The sequence below is a fragment of the Streptomyces sp. NPDC031426 genome (assembly GCF_055581585.1).
On sequence record NZ_JBVIJE010000010.1, the window covers coordinates 223,336 to 243,593 of the forward strand.

A 20,258-nucleotide genomic window follows, 5' to 3' on the forward strand; every position below is an offset into this window, starting at 1 on the left:
ACTGACCGACTTGCTGTCCCGCCCGGAGGATTCATGACCCCGCCCACCGCCCATCACGATCCGTACGCGGAACCGTACGGTGACGAGGGCGACCAGCCACTGGTACGGCCGTATGCGATGACCGGTGGCCGGACCCGGCCGCGGTATCAGCTCGCGATCGAGGCGCTGATCAGCACCACGGCCGACCCGGCAGCGCTCATGGGACTGCTCCCGGAGCACCAGCGCATCTGCCACCTGTGCCGGGAGGTCAAGTCGGTCGCGGAGGTCTCCGCGCTGCTGACCATGCCGCTCGGGGTGGCCCGGATCCTGGTGGCCGATCTCGCCGAGGCCGGCCTGGTCGCCATCCACCAGCCGGGTGGCGACGAGAACAACGGCGGCGCACCGGACGTGACGCTGCTCGAAAGGGTGCTCAGTGGACTTCGCAAGCTCTGACGCGGGCCGGGCCACCACCTCCGCGAAGATCGTGGTGGCGGGCGGCTTCGGCGTGGGCAAGACCACGTTCGTCGGCGCCGTCTCGGAGATCAACCCGCTGCGCACAGAGGCCGTCATGACGTCCGCTTCGGCCGGCATCGACGACCTCACCCACACCGGGGACAAGACCACCACCACGGTGGCCATGGACTTCGGCCGCATCACCCTGGACCAGGACCTGATCCTCTACCTCTTCGGTACGCCGGGCCAGGACCGGTTCTGGTTCATGTGGGACGACCTGGTACGCGGTGCGATCGGCGCGGTGGTGCTCGTGGACACCCGGCGCCTCGCCGACTGCTTCCCCGCGGTCGACTACTTCGAGAACAGCGGCCTGCCGTTCGTCGTCGCCCTCAACGGCTTCGACGGCCAGCAGCCCTACGCCCCCGAGGAAGTGCGGGAAGCGCTGCAGATCGGTCCGGACACCCCGATCATCAGGACCGACGCCCGGCACCGGGCGGACGCCAAGAGTGCGCTGATCACCCTGGTCGAGCACGCTCTCATGGCACGGCTCAAGTAACACCGGCGTCCGTACTCAAGTACGACGTCACATACGGCAGTTGTCGTAAAGAAAGCCGGAGCCGACTGTGGCCTTTGACACGGTCGGCTCCGGTGTTCATAACAGTTCGGCAGAGGAATCCCCCGGCGTCACCACGCGACGCGTTCGCACAGTACCGCTGTGCTCACAATCGCCCCGCATTTTGCCGGGGCTCGCTCTTTATGACCGTTTTATCTGGGCCTTACAAGAGCATCACGAACGGGTTTCCGCTGTTTGGAAGAGCACTGGTCCACGTGCTGGAATGCCTGAACTGCCCAATAGTCAAAGACGTACTCACTAGTCGATGACGAACCGGGCTCTGAGAGACTGCGGCACGACGTAGGTGCCGACCGCCGAGAGGTTGTTGGTCGAGTGAGGCGAAGCAAGAACGGTCCCGAGCCGTCGGCGCGGGGCAACTTCACCCCGCCGCCGCGCGCTGCGGCGCCCACCCCTGTGAGCGGTGCGGAGCCGGCTGCCACTCCCGCGCCGAGCGGCGGCCGGTTCTCCCCGCGCAACTGGCGCGTGCCGACCAGACTGAACGCGATCCTGCTGATACCCGTGGCGGTGGGGCTCGTCATGGGCGGCTTCCAGGTGAAGACGTCGATCGACACCTGGCAGCAGGCCCGCGATGCCGAGAACACCGCCCGCCTGGTGCGCGCCTCGCTGTCGTACGCCAACGCGCTCGAGAACGAGCGCGACATCACCGCGGCCCCGCTGCTGAAGGGCAAGCTGGCGTCCCCCAAGGACAAGGCGACCATCACGGCGGTCCGCAATGCCACCGACCAGGCCGCCGACGCCTTCGACCAGGCCGCGCAGAACATGCCGCACCAGTCCGGCCTGGAGCGCCGGCTGAAGCTGTTCCGCGAGGCCGAGCCCTTCCTGCAGACGCTGCGTGCCGGCGCGTACACCTCCAAGTTCACCGGCGTGCAGACCGAGGAGGGCTACGTCAAGGTCGCCCACCCGCTGATGGAGTTCGCCAACGAGCTGGGCCTGGGCACCGGCAACATCACCTCCTACGGCCGTACCGTCTACGCGATGTCGCTCACCAAGGCGGCGCTGTCGCTGGAGCGCTCGATCGGCATGCACATGCTGGTCAAGCCGGGCCCGGACGCCCCCAACCTGGCCACCCAGCGCGTCGCCCTCTCCTCCTACGCCTACCTTGAGGGCATCGCCGTCGAGGAGTACATCGGCGGTGGCACCCAGGCCGACGCGGACAGGCTGGACGCCGAGAAGAAGGACATCCAGACCAAGGCCGCGGCGATGGCCCAGCAGGCCAAAGCCGCCGACCCGAACTACGTGGTGCCCCCGTCCAACCCGCAGAAGATGGTCACGGCCCTCGCCACGCTCGACTCCACGAGCCCGGCCACGCGTCAGCAGCTCGCTCTCGGTGGCGTCACCTACGAGAACTGGTGGGCGGTCAACACCCTCAAGTTCGACGCCTACCGCCAGATCGAGTCGGACATGGCCGACAAGGCGGTGAACGAGGCCTCGGACATCGCCGACAACGCCAAGACCTCCGCGATCATCACCGGTGCCGTCGTCGTGGTCGCCCTGCTGCTGGCCTTCATCCTGGCCGGTGCCGTGGCCCGCCAGATGAGCCGCTCGATGCGCCAGCTGCGCAACGCCGCCTTCGGCATCGCCGAGCAGCGGCTGCCGATGCTGGTCGACCAGCTCTCGCGCACCGACCCCGGCCGGGTCGACACCCGGGTCGCCCCGATCCCGATCACCACCAAGGACGAGATCGGCGAGGTCGCCCGCGCCTTCGACCAGGTCCACCGCGAGGCCGTCCGGCTCGCCTCCGAGCAGGCTCTGCTGCGGGGCAACATCAACGCGATCTTCACCAACCTCTCGCGCCGCAACCAGTCGCTGATCGAGGGCCAGCTGACCCTGATCACCGACCTGGAGAACAACGAGGCCGACCCGGACCAGCTGGAGAACCTCTTCAAGCTGGACCACCTGGCCACCCGTATGCGCCGCAACGGCGAGAACCTCCTGGTCCTCGCCGGCGAGGAGCCCGGCCGCCGCTGGGACCAGCCGGTCCCGCTGGTCGACGTGCTGCGCGCCGCCTCCTCCGAGGTGGAGCAGTACGAGCGCATCGAGCTGTCCGGCGTCCCCGAGGCCGAGATCCACGGCCGCGCGGTCACCGACCTCGTGCACCTGCTGGCCGAGCTGCTGGAGAACGCCACCACGTTCTCCTCCCCGCAGACCAAGGTCCGCGTCACCGCGACCCGTCTGCCCGACGGTCGCGTCATGATCGAGATCCACGACAAGGGCATCGGCCTGACCGCCGAGGACTTCGCGGACATCAACCACAAGCTGGCCAACCCGCCGACCGTGGACGCCGCGATCTCCCAGCGCATGGGCCTGTTCGTGGTGGGCCGGCTGTCCGACCGGCACGGCATCCGGGTCCAGCTGCGCCCCTCGGGCGAGCAGGCCGGTACGACCTCGCTGGTCATGCTGCCGGACGCGATCACGCACGGCGGTGGCGGCGAGACCCCGCTGGAGCGCGAGGAGTTCACCGTCTCGCAGATCATCCCGGAGCAGCAGTTCCAGGGTGAGAACTTCAACCATGCGCAGCCCCTGCGCACCGCCGCGGAACTGGGCTTCGACGACAGCCAGTACTCGGACGTCCCCGACGACATCCGCGAACTGGACCCGGTCGGCCGCTCCCTGATGCGCGAGGAGCGCCGGGCGGCCCTGGAGGCGCAGTCGCACGGCCAGCAGCCGGGCCTGCCGCAGCAGGAGGTCGCCGAGACCCCGGCGTACGAGGACCCGCTGCTGAACGGGCAGCCCGGCTACCATGATCAGCAGTCCCCGTACGCGGAGCCCGGGTACGAGGAGCAGCAGGCCGCGTACCGGGAGCCGTACCAGGAGACCTACGCGGAGTCGCCCTCGGCGTCGCACTCGACGTCCTACGACAAGCCGTACGACGAGCAGTACTACGCGCCGAACGGCGAGCAGCCGCGGCCCGACTCCTTCTCCCCGAACGGCGGTTACCCGGAGCCCGCGTACCCGGAGCCGGCCGCGAGCCCGTCGTACCAGGACGACTGGCCGCAGCAACCGCAGCAGGACAGCTACCAGAACGGCTATCCGGCTCATTACGCTCCGGAAACGGAATCCCCGCAGGCCGCTGACGCGAGTGAGCGGAACCGCGTAGGCTTCGACCGTCCGGGACCGGCCTCTCCCGCCGCCCACGAGCTGACCGACGCCGGGCTGCCCCGCCGCGGATCCGTCGCGAGCGGTTCCAACGGCTCGGCCGGCGCGGGCACGGCGCGCGTGCAGCAGGAAGCGCCGGCTCCCGCGCCGGGCAACGCTCCGGGGTCGAACGGCGACAGCGGCTGGCGCTCGCAGAACGACGAGCGCTGGCAGCAGGCGGCGCAGCTCCGGAAGCCCAAGGCAGGCGGGGTCACCGCTTCCGGCCTGCCGCGGCGGGTGCCCAAGGCCAATCTGGTCTCGGGTGCCGCCGAAACCACCCCCCAGGGGGGCCCACAGGTCTCCCGCGCCCCGGAGGACGTCCGGGGCAGGCTGAGCAACCTGCGTCGAGGCGTCCAGCGCGGACGCAACGCAGGCAGTGAAACGAACGGCCAGGGCTTCGGTCCTGACAGCACCTACAACCAGGAGCGTTAGTGTGAGCCCGATGAGCCAGGCGGCACAGAACCTGAACTGGTTGATCACCAACTTCGTGGACAACACCCCGGGGGTGTCCCACACGGTGGTGGTCTCCGCCGACGGACTCCTTCTGGCGATGTCCGAAGGCTTCCCCCGCGACCGCGCCGACCAGCTCGCGGCCGTCGCCTCCGGTCTGACGTCTCTGACGGCAGGCGCCTCCCGGATCTTCGAGGGAGGCAGTGTGAATCAGACGGTTGTGGAGATGGAGCGGGGATTCCTCTTCATCATGTCCATCTCCGACGGCTCGTCGCTCGCCGTACTGGCCCACCCGGAAGCGGACATCGGTCTCATCGGGTACGAGATGGCTCTTCTGGTGGACCGTGCGGGCACGGTCCTCACCCCGGATCTGCGTGCAGAGCTCCAGGGAAGCCTTCTCAACTAACAGACCAACGGTGCGTATACGCGTCCCGGGGCCGTAAGGTTTCGGGACGCGGCTCCACACGGATGGGTGCCCGGCGCAGTCGGAGGAGGAGAAAGTGGCAACACCCCCAGGCGGTTCGCATTCGGGAAACTGGTCGTACGGCCCTGCCCAGGGCCAGGACGGCGGTTCGGCGAACCGGTACAACTTCCCCTCCTCCCCGAGCCATCGGCAGCCGTACGCGCCGCAGGGCCCCGGCCCGTCTCCGTACGACCAGCCGCCGGCCCCGCGGATCCAGCCGGTGCAACCGCAGCGCCGCCCCGAGCCGGCGCCCGCGACGGCATCGAACAACCCCTTGGTGCGTCCGTACGCCATGACCGGCGGCCGGACCCGCCCGCGCTACCAGCTCGCCATCGAGGCACTGGTGCACACCACCGCCGCTCCGCACCAGATGCAGGGCCAACTGCCCGAGCATCAGCGGATCTGCAACCTCTGCCGTGAGATCAAGTCGGTAGCCGAAATCTCCGCGCTCCTGACAATCCCCCTCGGCGTGGCCAGGATCCTCGTCGCCGACTTGGCGGAGGCGGGCCTGGTCGCCATCCATCAGCCCGGCGGCGACGAGAACGCCGGTGGCCAGCCAGACGTGACACTGCTCGAAAGGGTGCTCAGTGGACTTCGCAAGCTCTAGCGGCGGTCCTTCCCGCTCCACCACCTCCGCGAAGATCGTGGTGGCGGGCGGCTTCGGCGTGGGCAAGACCACGTTCGTCGGCGCCGTCTCGGAGATCAACCCGCTGCGCACAGAGGCCGTCATGACGTCCGCTTCGGCCGGCATCGACGACCTCACCCACACCGGAGACAAGACGACGACCACCGTCGCCATGGACTTCGGCCGCATCACCTTGGACCAGGACTTGATCCTGTACCTGTTCGGCACCCCGGGCCAGGACCGCTTCTGGTTCATGTGGGACGACCTGGTACGCGGTGCGATCGGCGCGATCGTCCTGGTCGACACCCGGCGCCTGGCCGACTGCTTCCCCGCGGTCGACTACTTCGAGAACTCGGGTCTCCCCTTCGTCATCGCCCTCAACGGCTTCGACGGCAACCAGCCGTACAACCCCGACGAGGTCCGCGAGGCCCTGCAGATCGGCCCCGACACCCCGATCATCACGACGGACGCCCGCCACCGCGCGGACGCCAAGTCGGCACTGATCACCCTGGTGGAGCACGCTCTGATGGCTCGGCTTCGGTAGTTCGGCCACTGGGCCGCCGCGGCAGGTCGTACGCCGTCTGCGGGTGGTTCCCGGTTGCTCGCGCAGTTCCCCGCGCCCCTTACGGGACGCGGGGTTTCTTTTGCTCGGCGGCGTACACAGCAAGAAGGGCCCCTCCGCAGTGGAGGGGCCCTTCAAGAACCGGTGGAGCGGCGCAGCCTAGCCGTGCCAGCTGTGCGGCGCCCGGAAGCCGCCCTCGCGTTCCAGGCGGCGCCAGCCGGCCTTGGCGCGTCGGTGGGTGTGGACCGCAGGCGTCGGCTGGGCGGCGGCGCGGGCCAGGAGGACGGCCGTGATGGCGGCGACTTCCTCGGGCTCGGCGTGGCCCTTCTCGACGCGGATGTCAGGAGTGCTCATGGGTGTCAGTCTCCGTGAGAGAGAGGTCCGCGGGGTTGCCGCGGCGGGTCCGCTCGGTTACTGCGGGGGGTTGCCGTGCTTGCGGGAGGGCAGGTCGGCGTGCTTGGACTGCAGCATGGCCAGGGACTTGACCAGGACCTCACGGGTCTCGGCGGGGTCGATGACGTCGTCCACGAGGCCGCGTTCGGCCGCGTAGTACGGGTGCATCAGCTCGGCCTTGTACTCCTTGACCATCTTCTGGCGCATGGCCTCGGGGTCTTCCGCGCCGGCGATCTGGCGACGGAAGATGACGTTCGCGGCGCCTTCCGCGCCCATGACGGCGATCTCGTTGGTCGGCCAGGCGTAGGTGAGGTCGGCGCCGATCGACTGGGAGTCCATGACAATGTAGGCACCTCCGTACGCCTTGCGCAGGATCAGCGAAATCCTCGGCACGGTCGCGTTGCAGTAGGCGTACAGCAGCTTCGCGCCGTGGCGGATGATTCCGCCGTGCTCCTGGTCGACACCGGGGAGGAACCCCGGCACGTCGAGGAAGGTGACGATCGGGATATTGAAAGCGTCACACATCTGGACAAAGCGCGCAGCTTTTTCACTCGCCTCGATGTCCAGGACGCCGGCGAGGACCTGCGGCTGGTTGGCGATGATGCCGACGACCTGGCCGTCCAGGCGGCCCAGCGCGCAGATGATGTTCCGCGCCCAGCGCTCGTGGACCTCCAGGTAGTCGCCGTCGTCGACGATCTCCTCGATGACCTTGGCCATGTCGTACGGCCGGTTGCCGTCGGCCGGGACCAGGTCGAGCAGGACGTCGCTGCGGCGGTCGACGGGGTCGGACGACTCCACCCGGGGCGGGTTCTCCCGGTTGTTCTGCGGGAGGAGCGAGAGGAGGTACCGCACCTCGGCGATGCAGGTCTCCTCGTCGTCGTACGCGAAGTGGCAGACACCGGAGGTCTCGGCGTGGACGTCGGCGCCGCCGAGCCCGTTCTGGGTGATCTCCTCACCCGTGACCGCCTTGACCACGTCCGGGCCCGTGATGAACATCTGCGAGGTCTCACGGACCATGAACACGAAGTCCGTCAGGGCGGGGCTGTACGCCGCGCCGCCCGCGCACGGGCCCAGCATCACCGAGATCTGCGGGATGACACCCGACGCCTTGGTGTTGCGCTGGAAGATGCCGCCGTAGCCGGCGAGGGCGCTGACGCCCTCCTGGATGCGGGCGCCGGCGCCGTCGTTCAGCGACACGAGGGGCGCGCCGGCGGCGATGGCCATGTCCATGATCTTGTGGATCTTGGTGGCGTGGGCCTCGCCCAGCGCGCCGCCGAAGATCCGGAAGTCGTGGGCGTAGACGAAGACCGTACGGCCCTCCACCGTGCCCCAGCCGGTGATGACACCGTCGGTGTACGGCTTCTTCGCCTCAAGGCCGAAGCCGGTCGCCCGGTGCCGGCGCAGCTGCTCGACCTCCTGGAAGGACCCCGGGTCCAGGAGCAGCTCGATCCGCTCCCGCGCCGTCAGCTTGCCCTTGGCGTGCTGCGCCTCGGTCGCCTTCTCGCTGGGGCCGGCCACGGCCTGGGCACGAATGTCGTGCAGCTCGGCGACCCGTCCGCGTGCGTCCGTCGGCTCGCCGGTCGGCTCACCCGTCGTCTCTTCCAAAACGGTCATGTAGCGACCTTACGAAGGACACCAAGGAAAGAGGGCCGTTGACTCCGCACAGTCTCCGGACCGTTTTCCTGGTGCCAGTGAACAGAACCATGACCGCGTGCAGCCGTTCCGACTGCTCACAGGGCCTCGGGGTTGTAGGGGAGCCACAAAGACGTCACCTGAGAGCCACATCACATTCGTAGCTGGCGTATGCCATCGCCGGGGTGACACGGAGCCTCGGACGGCGGACCCGGAGGGACTCGACATCCCTACCGTACCGGTCGGCTCCTGGGGCATGCGATCACCAGACGTCACGGCGAAGTCACTCTGCGGATGAGGTTGAAAACCGGACGGAATAGGTCTACGGTCGGATCCGTTGAGTTCGTTGAACGTTAAACAGAAACCTCCAGGAGAACGACATGGGCATCTTCAGCCGCAAAGAGAACACCCCGCAGGCCCCTGCCGCCGGCGCCGACCTCACCGCGCTGACCGGCGACTACACCATCGACCCGGCGCACACCACGATCGGTTTCGTGGCGCGCCACGCGATGGTCACCAACGTCAAGGGCGCCTTCCAGGACTTCTCCGGCACCCTGCACCTGGACGGGGCCGACCCCAGCAACTCCACCGCCGCGCTCGACGTCAAGGTGGAGAGCGTCGAGACCGGCAACGCCGACCGCGACGGTCACCTGAAGTCGTCCGACTTCTTCAAGATCGACGAGTTCCCCGTCATGACCTTCCGCTCCACCAAGGCGGAGGCCCTGGGCGGCGACGACTACCGCATCACCGGCGACCTCTCCCTGCTCGGCGTGACCAAGCCGATCACCATCGACCTTGAGTTCAACGGCGCCGCGAAGGACCCGTTCGGCAACGAGCGCGTGGGCTTCGAGGGCAAGGCCGAGATCCTGCGCTCCGAGTGGGGCCTCACCTGGAACGCGGCGCTGGAGACCGGCGGGATGCTCGTCTCCGACAAGATCAAGCTGCACTTCGACATCTCGGCGATCAAGCAGGCCTGAGCCTCCGGCGCTCCGGCCGGCACCACCCCGAGCGCGCCCGCTCCCCGGAAACGGGAGGCGGGCGCTCGCGCGTCCGGCGAGCATGGCGCCAGAACGCGACGGCCCTCGCGGCGGCATTCGACGGGATCCCGGCAGGTCCGGCTGAGGCGGATCCGGCGTTCAGAATCCCCCGCCGAAGTCGCCCCCTCCGTCGCCCCCTCCCCCGCCGAAGTCCCCGCCGTCCCCGAACCCGCCGCCGAAGTCCCCGGCGTCGAAGTCCGTGCCGGAGACGTCGCCGCCCTGGTAGTCGCCCCCGAAGTCACCGCCGGGGCCGAAGTCGCCGTACCCGGTGCCGTAGTCGGCCGCGTACGAGGGGGTGGCCATCATGCTGCCGAGAAGGGTGCCGACGAGCAGACCGGGCAGGATGCCGCCGCCGAAGTAGCCGCCCGCCCAGGGGCCGTAGGCCGGGCCCGCGTCCCAGTAGGGGCGGCGGCCGTAGTCCGTGTCGACCTCGCGGATGACCGGGTCGCGGCCGTCGGCCAGCCGGGTGGCGTCGGCCGCGCAGACGGGGACCTCGCGCGGGGCGCCACCGGGCGGGGTCCAGGTGGCGTCGCTCACCGAGGGGCCGTGCCGCGGGTCGAAGAAGCAGGGCGGGCGGCGCTCGGGCAGGGGCCGGCCCTCGCGGCGGGCGGCCAGCCGGGCCAGGGAGAAGCGGCCGTCCTCCAGCGCCTCGGTGACCGTGCGGACGTCCTCCGGGCGGTTTGCGGCGGCCATGCGCTGCTTGGCGGTCTCGTAGGCGTCCAGGGCGTGTTCGTAGTCGGCGCGCATCGCGTCGTCGGCGCCGGGCTCGGCCGGCTGGAAGTCGAGCCGGTCCAGTTCCTCGCCGAAGGCGGTGATGTCCTCGTCCACGACCACCCGGAGGCGGTCCAGGGCGGCCCGCTGCTCCTCGGCGCGCCGCCGGCGGCTCCGGCGCACCAGTGCGTAGGCGCCGGCACCGCCCGCCACCAGCACCGCGGCCACCGCGATCAGGGCCGTACCGGAGGATCCCCCGCCCGAGCCGCCCCAGCTCTTCGGGGCGTGGCCTCCCATGTTGGCCAGGGCGCGGTCGGTGAAGTCGCTGAGCTGGGCCCCCGCCGGCTCGCCCTGGACGCTCGTGACCAGGTTCCGCCGGGCCGTCGCCGACATCACGGAGGAGTCCGCGCGGGCGTCGAAGCGGTCGCCGAGGCGGATGCCGTACAGGCCGGTGATGCCGGTGGCCGCGCGCAGGTCGAAGAAGAGGTGCGCGGTCGGGTAGCCGGCCGGGAGCACCGCGATGAACAGGGGCTTGTTCGCGTCCTTGATGCGTTTCGCGAGCGCGTCGGCATCGGCCCTCGGCAACTGGGCCGAGGCGGCCGGGTCGACGTAGACCGGGCTCTTGCGGAGGGCCTGGGCGACGGCGGAGATGCTCGTGTCCGCGCTCGCCCCGGGGGCGAACACGGTCGCCGCGACCAGGGCGAGGGCGGCCAGCAGCAGGGCTGGGAGGCTTCGGGTCCGCAGGACGGCCTTCATCCTTCGAAACTACCCGAAGCCTCCCGTAGCCGGGCACAGGGGCAGGTCTACCCGGCGGCCCGGTATGCCTCGACCAGCTTCTCCACCGCCTTTCCGTACCGGCCGGTCAGCAGCAGGTGGTCGGCGTCGGCGAAGGGCCCCGCCACCGCCTGTGTCATCCGCTCGCCCGTCTTCTGCTGGACGAGCAGCCGTGCCTTGGTCACCAGTTCACGTCCGGCCCGGTCGTCACCCTTCCGCTCGGCCGCCGTCGCCGCACCCAGCGCCTTCAGCGCGGCCGTGCCGCCCCGCGGGACGTCGGTGAGCGTGGTCAGGCCCCAGCCGTAGGGGAACTGCGGGTCGTACGACGCGTCTCCGACGTTGATCGGGAGCTGGGACTCGGACTTCGGCCAGGTGACGGGGAGCTGTCCGGTGAAGGGCCGCTTGCCGTAGAGGACGTCGGCGACGCCCTCGCCCTCGGTGCCGGGCAGCCAGGAGGCCACCAGCGCGTCGATCCTGTCGAGCCGGTCGCCGACGAGCTGCGGCCGGCCGGAGACGATCAGCACCGCGCACTTCATGGCCGCGCACACCTTGTCCACGGCCGCCTGGTCGGCCGCGGACAGCTGGAGGCTGTGGCCGTTGCCGACGTCGCCGACGCCCTCGGCGTACGGGGTCTCGCCGACGACGACCACGCCGACGTCGTAGCCGTCGGTCGGGGCGGAGGCGTCCTTGGAGTAGGTGACGTTCCCGCCGGCGTCCCGCATGCCCTGCAGGATGGTGGTGCCCTGGGTGTGGGGGCCGGACGCGCCCTGCCAGGTGAGGGTCCAGCCGCCGGTCTGGTTGCCGAGGTCGTCGGCGTTCGACCCGGCGACGTACACCTTCTCGCTCTTCTTCAGCGGCAGCAGCCCGCCGCTGTTCTTCAGCAGCACCTGCGATTCGGCGGCGGCCCGGCGGGCGACCGCGCGGTGGGCCGGGGAGCCGATGGCGGCGGCGCCGGACGTGTCGGCGTAGGGGCGCTCGAAGAGGCCCAGCCGGAACTTCTGGGTGAGGATGCGGGAGACCGCGTCGTCCATCCGCTTCTCGCTGATCCGCCCCGCCTTCACCTCGTCGACGAGCGTGCCGCTGAAGTCCTTGTAGGAGTACGGCACCATCATCATGTCGACGCCCGCGTTCACCGCGGTGCGGACGTGGGTCGCGTAGTCGCCGGGGAGCTGGTCGATGGCGTTCCAGTCGCTGATGACGAAGCCGGAGAAGCCCATCCGGTCCTTGAGCACGCCGTTGATCATGTCGCCGCGGGCGTGCATCTTCACCGCGCCCTGGCCGTCGCCGACGATGTTCAGCGAGGAGTACGACGGCATGACCGAGCCGATGCCCCGCTCCACGGCGGTCTTGTACGGCGCCAGGTGGATGTCCTCCAGCTGCTGCCGGGTGACCGTGGTGACGCCCTGGTCGATGGTGTAGGTGCCGGTGGTGGAGGAGCCGTACGCGGTGCCGCCGTCGCCGACGAAGTGCTTGGCGGTGGCGAGCACCTTGTCGTCGTCCTTCAGGTTCCGCCCGTCCGGGGCACCTTGCAGGCCCTGGATGATGGTCTCCATGGACTGCACGAGGGCCGGGTCCTCGCCGAAGGACTCGTAGGAGCGTCCCCAGCGTTCGTCACGGCTCACGCACAGGCACGGTGCGAAGTCCCAGGGGATTCCGGTGGCTCGGACCTCACTGGCCGTCACCGCGCCAGCCTTCTCTGCAAGTTGGGCATCCCTGGTCGCGCCGATGCCGATGTTGTGCGGCATGATCGTGGCGCCGGCCAGGTTGTTGTGGCCGTGGACCGCGTCGACGCCGTAGATCAGCGGGATCTGGAACCGCGTCGCCTGGGCGCGGAGCTGGAAGCCGTCGATCATCTTCGCCCAGGCCTCGGGGGTGTTGGGCGTGGGCGTGGAGCCGCCGCCGGACAGCAGCGAGCCGAGTCCGTACGTCGCGATGTCGCCCCCGCCTCCGACGGCCCCGCGCTCGGCCTGGGTCATCTGCCCGGCCTTCTCCTGAAGGGACATGCGGGACAGCAGATCAGCGACGCGCTTCTTCACCGGCAACCTGCCGTTCAGGTAGGGCAGTCCATGTGCGTCGATGACGACCTGCGGGGTCTCGGCGGGGGCCTTGGCGCCGGTGACCGTGAGCTTGACGGGGATGGTCTTCGCGGGTGCGGCGCCCTTGGTCTTCCGGGTGGGCACCGCGATGGTCCGCGCCGTTCCGGACGGGGTCCCGGCCGGGAAGGTGAGGGTGCCTTCGGCCGGGGTGTAGTCCCGGCCGGCGGTGGCGGTGCCGCCCTCCGTCGAGTACGTGACCGTCACGGGGTCCTCGATCGGCCGGTCCCCGGTCGTGGCCAGGGTGACCTTGACCTGGGCGGTGCCGCCCGCCTTGACGGGGTACACGGGTGCGTCGGTGCCGACGGAGGCGCGCAGCGACTGGTCGGCCTTGCCGTACAGCTCGACGTCGTCCATGGCGAAGTCGCCCTTGGTGCCTGCCGGGAGGGTGACGGCGTATCCCCACATCCGGGTGAGGCCGAGGACGTGGTCGATGCCGCCGACGGGCTGGTAGTCGGTGCGGTACTGGAAGTCGGTGAAGGGGATCTCGATCTGCTTCCAGCCGGTGAAGTCGTCGGTGAAGGAGGTCGTCCAGAGTTCGGAGGCCTCGCCGTTCGTGCCGCCGTCCTTGATCTCGAAGGCGATCTTCCGGCCGTTGTCCCGGCCCTCCCACCAGAAGCGGATGCCCTGGTGGGCGGACCAGTCGTGGGCGGGCCGATCGGCGGCGAAGTCGTGGGTGAACCCGCCGTAGCCGCTGATGTCGTAGGTGCCGGTGAGGACCTTGGCGCCCTCGGGGGCGTCGGTGCGGTCGGTGAGGTGCAGGGTGGGCGGGTCGTCGGCGTCGCTCCCCCAGGTGAAGATACCGTCGGCGGGCTGGGCGGCGAAGGGCACCTCGCCCTCGAAGCGGTCGACGGGGACCGGAGCGGGGTCGTCGGCGGCGTGCGCCGCGGCGGACAGGGGCAACAGGGCGGCGAGCAGGGCCCCGGAGACGAGCAGGGCGGTTCTCGGCATGGACCTTCCCTCGGCTCTCATGGTTCACTCATGGCTTAGATCACGCCGTGAGTTAACTAACGGCACCCCAACCCGTCAAGAGTGCACGTCAGTTGAAGGGCGACGCACATGAGGAGAACCCCCCGCACGGTCCGGCTGCTGCTGGCCGGACTGCTCTCCGCAGCCGGCCTCTTTGCCGCCGTACCCCCCGCGCACGCGGCCGGCGAGCAGGTCACGGCCTGGCTCACCACCACCGACGACTCCGCCGGCCGGCATGTCGTACGCGGCCTGCAGGCACAGACGCCGTTCACGTTCCAGTCCGGCACGGGCGGCGGCGGCACGAACATCACCGTCGACGAGAACACCCGCTACCAGACCTTCACCGGCGGCGGCGCGTCCTTCACGGACACCGCGGCCTGGCTGATGAACAGCAGCGGGGCGCTGTCCCAGGCCACCCGGGACGCGACCATGCGCAAGCTGTTCTCGCCGACGGACGGCATCGGACTGTCGTTCCTGCGCAACCCGATGGGCGCCTCGGACCTCGCACGGTACGGCTACACGTACGACGACGTGCCGTCCGGGCAGACCGACCCGAACCTCACCCAGTTCTCGATCGCGCACGACCTCGCGGACGTCGTGCCGCTCACCCGGCAGGCACTGCAGCTCAACCCGTCCCTGACGGTGATGGCCTCGCCGTGGACAGCCCCGGCCTGGATGAAGGACAGCGGCTCGCTCAACGGCGGCTGGCTCAAGGCCGAGGACTACTCGGCGTACGCCTCCTACTTCGTGAAGTACCTCCAGGCGTACAAGGACCAGGGGATCAACGTCTCCTACGTCACCCCGCAGAACGAGCCGACCTGCTGTTCCGGCTACCCGTCGATGAGCTGGAACGCCTCCGGCATCCAGTACTTCCTCAAGAACGACCTGCTGCCGCAGCTGCGGTCGGCGGGCCTTTCGACGAAGGTCCTGGCCCACGACTGGAACTGGGACACCTACGACTCCTACGCGGCCCAGAGCGTCGACGACCCGGCGATCCGCGACCACCCCAACTTCGGCGGGATCGCCTGGCACGGCTACGGCGGTGACGTCACCAAGCAGACCACCGTGCACAACCAGTACCCCTCGCTGGACGCCTTCGGCACCGAGCACTCCGGTGGCACCTGGATCGCCGACCAGCAGCGCGAGGACATGTCCAACATCATCGACTACACCCGCAACTGGGCGAAGTCGGTGACGAAGTGGTCGCTGGCGGTGGACCAGAACGGCGGCCCCCACAACGGCGGTTGCGGCACCTGCACGGGCCTGGTCACCGTGCACAACGGGGACGGGCAGAGCGGCACCGTGGACTACACCGTCGAGTACTACGACATGGGCCAGCTGACCAAGTTCGTCCGGCCGGGCGCCCAGCGGATCGCCTCCACGGCGTCCACCACCGTGCCGAACGTGGCCTGGCGCAACCCTGACGGCAGCAAGGCGCTGATCGCGTACAACGACTCCTCCTCGGCGCAGACGGTGACCATCAACTGGGGTTCGCAGCACGCCACCTACTCGCTGCCCGGCAAGACCTCGGCCACCTTCACCTGGTCCGGCACCCGGTCCGGCGGCGGCTCGAACACCGGCTCCTTCGTCGGCCTGTCCGGCAAGTGCCTGGACGTGGCGGGCGGTTCGAGCGCCAACGGCACGGCCGTACAGCTCTACGACTGCAACGGCACCGGCGCCCAGCAGTGGACGGTCATGGCCGACGGGTCGGTCCAGGCCCTCGGCAAGTGCCTGGACGTGGCATCGGGTTCGACGGCGGACGGCGCCAAGGTGCAGTTGTACGACTGCAACGGCACCGGCGCCCAGCAGTGGTCGTACAACGCGTCCACCGGGGACGTCGTGAACCTTGCCGCGAACAAGTGCCTAGACGTGACCGACAACTCGTCGGCGAACGGGGCGCGGGCGCAGATCTGGTCGTGCACCGGGGCCGCCAACCAGAAGTGGCACCTGCAGTAGCGCACCCCCACCAGGCCGTCGCCGACGGGTGCGGGTTCACCCGGGGGCGCCGCTGAGCGGCGCCCGCTCGTCGGCTGGGGGACGATGAGGTATGACCACACCGCAGGATCTCTTCCTCGTCAGCCTCGACGTACCCGGCGAGCACCCCGTCGAGCGCGGCGATCTGTCGCTGGCGCTCGCGGGGGCCGAGCTGATCGACCTGCTCGGGGCACGCGCGCTCACCCTGGACGGTGAGCGCATCGTGCCCGGGCCCGTGCTGACCACGGGTGACCGGATGCTGGACGAGGCCGGGGCGGCGCTCGTGCGCAAGGAGCCGTACGAGACGGTCGAGGACTGGCTGTGGCGCCGGGGCGAGGGGCTGGCCACGGCCTACCGCGACGTCCTGGACACCTCGGGGCAGCTCTCCGGGAAGCGGCACCGCTGGCCGCACCGGGCCGACAAGGCGGCCGCGGCCGACACCCCTGCCCGGCGCCATGCCGCCGACCGCTGGTGGTCCCGCGAGCCGGTCCTCACCGGGCTCGCCGCCACCCTGGGCATCCAGGGCGACCGGCCGCCGGAGGAGGAGCCCGGCGAGGAGGCGGTCGTCACCGTTCTGCTGGCGGTCGGCGACGCGGTGACGGAACTGGGGGCCGTGCGGGAGCGGCGCCGCATCGAGAACGCCGCTTTCGACAACATCTGGCGAGCGCCGTGACGCCCCGCCGGGGGTGCTCTACTCCGCCGGTTCCACCCCAGCCCGCAGCAGCCCGTACGTGTACGCGTCCTCCAGGGCCTGCCAGGACGCGGCGATGACGTTGTCCGCCACGCCGACCGTGGACCACTCGCCGGCGCCGTCCGAGGTGGAGATCAGCACGCGGGTGGTGGACTGGGTGCCGTGCTTGCCCTCCAGGATGCGGACCTTGTAGTCGACCAGTTCCAGCTTGGCGAGCTGCGGGTAGATCTTCTCCAGGGCGACGCGCAGGGCGCGGTCCAGGGCGTTGACCGGGCCGTTGCCCTCCGCCGTGGCGACGATCCGCTCGCTCTTGGCCCACAGCTTCACCGTGGCCTCGTTGGCGTGGGTGCCGTCGGGGCGGTCCTCGACGATGGCCCGCCAGGACTCGACGTCGAAGTACTTCAGCGGGCGGCCCTCGACCTCGGACCGCAGCAGCAGCTCGAAGCTGGCGTCGGCGGCCTCGTAGGTGTAGCCCTTGAGCTCGCGCTCCTTGACCCGCTCGACCACCCGGCCGACCAGTTCGCGGTCGCCGCCGAGGTCGATGCCGAGTTCCTTGCCCTTGAGCTCGACCGAGGCGCGGCCCGCCATGTCGGAGACCAGCATGCGCATGGTGTTGCCGACCTGCTCGGGGTCGATGTGCTGGTACAGATCCGGGTCGACCTTGATCGCGGAGGCGTGCAGGCCCGCCTTGTGGGCGAAGGCGGAGACACCGACGTACGGCTGATGGGTGGACGGGGTCAGATTGACGACCTCGGCGATGGCGTGCGAGATCCGGGTCGTCTCGCGGAGCTTGCCCTCGGGCAGCACCTTCTTGCCGTACTTCAGCTCCAGGGCGGCGACGACCGGGAACAGGTTGGCGTTGCCGACGCGCTCGCCGTAGCCGTTGGCGGTGCACTGGACGTGGGTCGCGCCCGCGTCCACGGCGGCCAGGGTGTTGGCGACCGCGCAGCCGGTGTCGTCCTGGGCGTGGATGCCGAGCCGGGCGCCGGTGTCGGCGAGGACGGTGGCGACGACGGCGTGGATCTGGGCGGGGAGCATGCCGCCGTTGGTGTCGCACAGGACGACGACGTCGGCGCCGGCCTCGGCGGCCGTACGGACCACGGCCTTGGCGTACTCGGGGTTGGCGCGGTAGCCGTCGAAGAAGTGCTCGCAGTCCACGAAGACCCGGCGGCCCTGGTCCTTCAGGTACGACACCGTGTCGCGGACCATCTCCAGGTTCTCGCCGAGCGTGGTGCGCAGCGCCAGTTCCACATGCCGGTCGTGTGACTTGGCGACCAGGGTGATCACCGGGGCGCCGGACTCCAGCAGCGCCTTGACCTGCGGGTCCTCGGCCGCTCTCGCACCTGCGCGGCGGGTGGCGCCGAAGGCGACCAGCTGGGCGTGCCTGAAGTCGATCTCCGCTTGGGCACGGGCGAAGAACTCGGTGTCACGGGGGTTGGCGCCGGGCCAGCCGCCCTCGATGAAGCCGACGCCGAAGTCGTCCAGGTGCCGTGCGATGGCGAGCTTGTCCGCGACGGTGAGGTTGATTCCCTCGCGCTGCGCGCCGTCGCGCAGCGTGGTGTCGAAGACGTGGAACGAGTCGTCGAGCTCGCTGGTTGCCGTCTCGGTCATGGTGTCAAGGCTCCTGTTGTGGATCTTCGGTCTTACCGGAATGACCGGCTCCACCGTCCCCCCAATGGTCCCTCGCGCACCGTTCCCGGCTGTAGGTGGGCCGGAAAACGAAAAAACCCCTCGCGGGTGCGAGAGGTCTGCGCGCGGGTCGAGGACGACGGTGGCCACCCGCACCTGGTCGTACGAGGTGGTCACTGCGGACCGGCGCGCCTGCTGCCAATAATCATGGCGAACGAGAGCACGGGGGCAGTCTGGCACAAATCTGCACCCGGCTCGCCGCCCGTCTCAGGATGCGGTCGTCAGACTGGAATCCGCGAGGGCGTACGGCAGGTCACACCGAGGCCTCCCGCCTGTGCTGCCACAGGGCGTGCAGGGTGCCGTGCTCCAGTCGGCCACGCCCCGCGCCCCTAGGGAACCACAGCGAGCCCCTCCTCGATGAACTCTCGTACGTGCGCCAGTACTTGCTCCCGACCGGTACCGCGCAGCCCGATGGCGACGTGGATGGAGAAACCATCGAGGAGCGCACGCAACCGCGCCGCGAAGCGGTCCGCGTCCACCCGTCGGAACTCGCCCCTCGAAATGCCCTCGGCGATCAGCGCCACCAGGTCGCGATGCCACGCGCCCTCGATGGCGACCTGCCGGGCGCGAGCCTCGTCGTCCGCGTTCTGCGAGCGGTTCCAGACCTCCAGCCACAGCGTCCAGTGCGGGTCGCGGTGGCCGTCGGGGACGTACAGGTCGACGTACGCGGACAGCCGTTCCCGCGCGGTTCCGGGACGGGCCAGCAGCCGGCCCCGCTCGGCACCGAGCCTGCCCTCGCTCCACTCCAGGGTCTGCAGCAGCAGCTCGTCCTTGGAGCGGAAGTAGTACAGGAGATGGCCGCTGCTCATCCCGACCTCGCGGCCGAGCGCCGCCATGGTGAGCTTCTCCAGACCGCGCTCGGCGATCATGTCCATGGCGGCGGCGAGCACCTCCTCGCGCGGCGGCGCGTTCTTCCGCGCCCGTGCCGCACCGGCCATCCCTGTCTCCTACACGCTCAGACCTTCGGCTGCTGCTGGGTGATGCAGTGGATGCCGCCCCCACCCGCAAAGATCGTACGCGCGTCCACCAGGGTGACCGTCCGCTCGGGGAAGAGCCGGCGGAAGATGCCGGCGGCGATCTCGTCGCGCGGGTCGTCGAAGCCGCACAGCACCAGGCCGCCGTTGCAGATGTAGTGGTTGATGTAGGAGTAGTCGGCCCAGTGGCCGTCGGCCTCCAGGGCGGTCGGCGCGGGCACCTCCACGACCTCCAGGGCACGGCCCCGGGCGTCCGTCTGGGAGCGCAGGATGCCGATGACCTCCTTGGTGACCTCGTGGTCGGGGTGGGCCGGGTCCGGCTGGGAGTGGGCCACCACGACACCGGGCCGGGCGAAGGCGGCCACGATGTCGACGTGGCCGAGGGTGCCGAAGCCGTGGGGCGGGTAGTCGCCGGTGAGGCCGCGCGGCAGCCAGATCGCCTTGCTGGTGCCGAGGTGGGCGTGGATCTCGGCCTCGACCTCCTGCTTCGACCAGTGCGGGTTGCGCTCGGGGCCGAGCTGGACGGTCTCCGTCAGCAGGACCGTGCCCTCGCCGTCGACGTGGATCGCGCCGCCCTCGTTGACCAGCTGTGAGGCGTACGTCTTCGCGCCCGCCAGGTCGGAGACATACGCGGCGATCTTGGAGTCGTGCTCCCAGCGGGCCCAGTCCTGGGCGCCCCAGCCGTTGAACGTCCAGTCGACGGCGGCCAGTTCACCCTTGCCATTGGTGAGGAAGGTGGGGCCGATGTCCCGCATCCAGGCGTCGTCCAGTTCCCGCTCGACAGTGTCGATGTCCGGGCCGAGCAGCGCCCGCGCCTCGGCGGACCGGCCCGGGCCGCACACCACGGTCACGGGCTCGAAGCGGCGGATCGCACGGGCCACCGAGGCCCAGGCGGCACGCGAGGCGGCGAGGTCCTCCGGGTCGTCGAAGGTGGGGTTGGGGCCCGGCCACGCCATCCAGGTGCGCTCGTGCGGGGTCCACTCGGCGGGCATACGGAAGCCGTCGGCGGCAGCAGACATG

General features: G+C 70.0%; 16 protein-coding genes. 9 read left to right on the forward strand and 7 right to left on the reverse strand.

Annotated features, from left to right (window positions below):
• Positions 1-33: 33 nt before the first annotated feature.
• The 6 genes from ACZ5NH_RS22710 to ACZ5NH_RS22735 all read left to right on the forward strand — a co-directional run bounded on the left by ACZ5NH_RS22710 (position 34) and on the right by ACZ5NH_RS22735 (position 6,283).
• Entirely contained in the window at positions 34-432 is a 399-nt protein-coding gene (locus tag ACZ5NH_RS22710; protein WP_030168425.1) for a DUF742 domain-containing protein, read from the forward strand.
• A complete protein-coding gene (locus ACZ5NH_RS22715; RefSeq protein ID WP_351616939.1) occupies positions 413-988 on the forward strand; it encodes a GTP-binding protein in 576 nt (191 codons plus the stop codon). Before ACZ5NH_RS22710 ends, ACZ5NH_RS22715 begins: the two co-directional genes overlap by 20 nt.
• Before the next feature lie 390 nt (positions 989-1,378).
• On the forward strand, positions 1,379-4,633 hold the full coding sequence (locus tag ACZ5NH_RS22720) for a nitrate- and nitrite sensing domain-containing protein (protein WP_468777611.1): 3,255 nt from the start codon (positions 1,379-1,381) through the stop codon (positions 4,631-4,633).
• A gap of 10 nt (positions 4,634-4,643) precedes the next feature.
• Positions 4,644-5,057 (forward strand): roadblock/LC7 domain-containing protein, encoded by a 414-nt coding sequence (locus ACZ5NH_RS22725; RefSeq protein ID WP_004983065.1) that lies wholly within the window; start codon positions 4,644-4,646, stop codon positions 5,055-5,057.
• A 94-nt stretch (positions 5,058-5,151) separates the two neighbouring features.
• Complete coding sequence (locus ACZ5NH_RS22730) at positions 5,152-5,721, forward strand: DUF742 domain-containing protein (protein WP_388628155.1); 570 nt, start codon at positions 5,152-5,154, stop codon at positions 5,719-5,721.
• Positions 5,702-6,283 (forward strand): GTP-binding protein, encoded by a 582-nt coding sequence (locus ACZ5NH_RS22735; protein ID WP_026248371.1) that lies wholly within the window; start codon positions 5,702-5,704, stop codon positions 6,281-6,283. The genes ACZ5NH_RS22730 and ACZ5NH_RS22735 overlap by 20 nt, the downstream gene beginning before the upstream one ends.
• Positions 6,284-6,460: 177 nt before the next feature.
• Here the strand turns inward: ACZ5NH_RS22735 and ACZ5NH_RS22740 are convergent, their stop codons facing one another.
• Positions 6,461-6,655 (reverse strand): acyl-CoA carboxylase subunit epsilon, encoded by a 195-nt coding sequence (locus tag ACZ5NH_RS22740; protein ID WP_351616948.1) that lies wholly within the window; start codon positions 6,653-6,655, stop codon positions 6,461-6,463.
• 57 nt (positions 6,656-6,712) lie between these two features.
• The gene (locus tag ACZ5NH_RS22745; protein WP_388628160.1) at positions 6,713-8,308 is read right to left on the reverse strand and encodes an acyl-CoA carboxylase subunit beta; all 1,596 of its coding nucleotides are present in this window, start codon (positions 8,306-8,308) and stop codon (positions 6,713-6,715) included.
• A gap of 398 nt (positions 8,309-8,706) precedes the next feature.
• Here ACZ5NH_RS22745 and ACZ5NH_RS22750 point away from each other — a divergent pair, with 398 nt between their 5' ends.
• Entirely contained in the window at positions 8,707-9,303 is a 597-nt protein-coding gene (locus tag ACZ5NH_RS22750) for a YceI family protein (RefSeq protein WP_351616954.1), read from the forward strand.
• 159 nt (positions 9,304-9,462) lie between these two features.
• Here ACZ5NH_RS22750 and ACZ5NH_RS22755 read toward each other — a convergent pair whose 3' ends face one another.
• Positions 9,463-10,830 (reverse strand): hypothetical protein, encoded by a 1,368-nt coding sequence (locus ACZ5NH_RS22755; protein ID WP_468777615.1) that lies wholly within the window; start codon positions 10,828-10,830, stop codon positions 9,463-9,465.
• A gap of 47 nt (positions 10,831-10,877) precedes the next feature.
• Positions 10,878-13,892 (reverse strand): glycoside hydrolase family 3 protein, encoded by a 3,015-nt coding sequence (locus tag ACZ5NH_RS22760; RefSeq protein ID WP_468777617.1) that lies wholly within the window; start codon positions 13,890-13,892, stop codon positions 10,878-10,880.
• A gap of 108 nt (positions 13,893-14,000) precedes the next feature.
• Here ACZ5NH_RS22760 and ACZ5NH_RS22765 point away from each other — a divergent pair, with 108 nt between their 5' ends.
• Positions 14,001-15,866, forward strand: coding sequence for a ricin-type beta-trefoil lectin domain protein (locus ACZ5NH_RS22765; protein WP_468777619.1), 1,866 nt, complete (start codon positions 14,001-14,003; stop codon positions 15,864-15,866).
• 91 nt (positions 15,867-15,957) lie between these two features.
• Positions 15,958-16,557, forward strand: coding sequence for a GPP34 family phosphoprotein (locus ACZ5NH_RS22770; RefSeq protein WP_468777621.1), 600 nt, complete (start codon positions 15,958-15,960; stop codon positions 16,555-16,557).
• 18 nt (positions 16,558-16,575) lie between these two features.
• On the opposite strand, the gene cimA is transcribed toward ACZ5NH_RS22770, so the two are convergent.
• The 3 genes from cimA to ACZ5NH_RS22785 form a co-directional block, all read right to left on the reverse strand.
• On the reverse strand, positions 16,576-18,186 hold the full coding sequence (gene cimA / locus ACZ5NH_RS22775) for a citramalate synthase (protein ID WP_468777623.1): 1,611 nt from the start codon (positions 18,184-18,186) through the stop codon (positions 16,576-16,578).
• A 407-nt stretch (positions 18,187-18,593) separates the two neighbouring features.
• The gene (locus tag ACZ5NH_RS22780; protein WP_388628176.1) at positions 18,594-19,202 is read right to left on the reverse strand and encodes a TetR/AcrR family transcriptional regulator; all 609 of its coding nucleotides are present in this window, start codon (positions 19,200-19,202) and stop codon (positions 18,594-18,596) included.
• Positions 19,203-19,219: 17 nt separating this feature from the next.
• Positions 19,220-20,257, reverse strand: a complete 1,038-nt coding sequence (locus ACZ5NH_RS22785; RefSeq protein WP_388628179.1) for an agmatine deiminase family protein — start codon at positions 20,255-20,257, stop codon at positions 19,220-19,222.
• Position 20,258 lies beyond the last annotated feature (1 nt).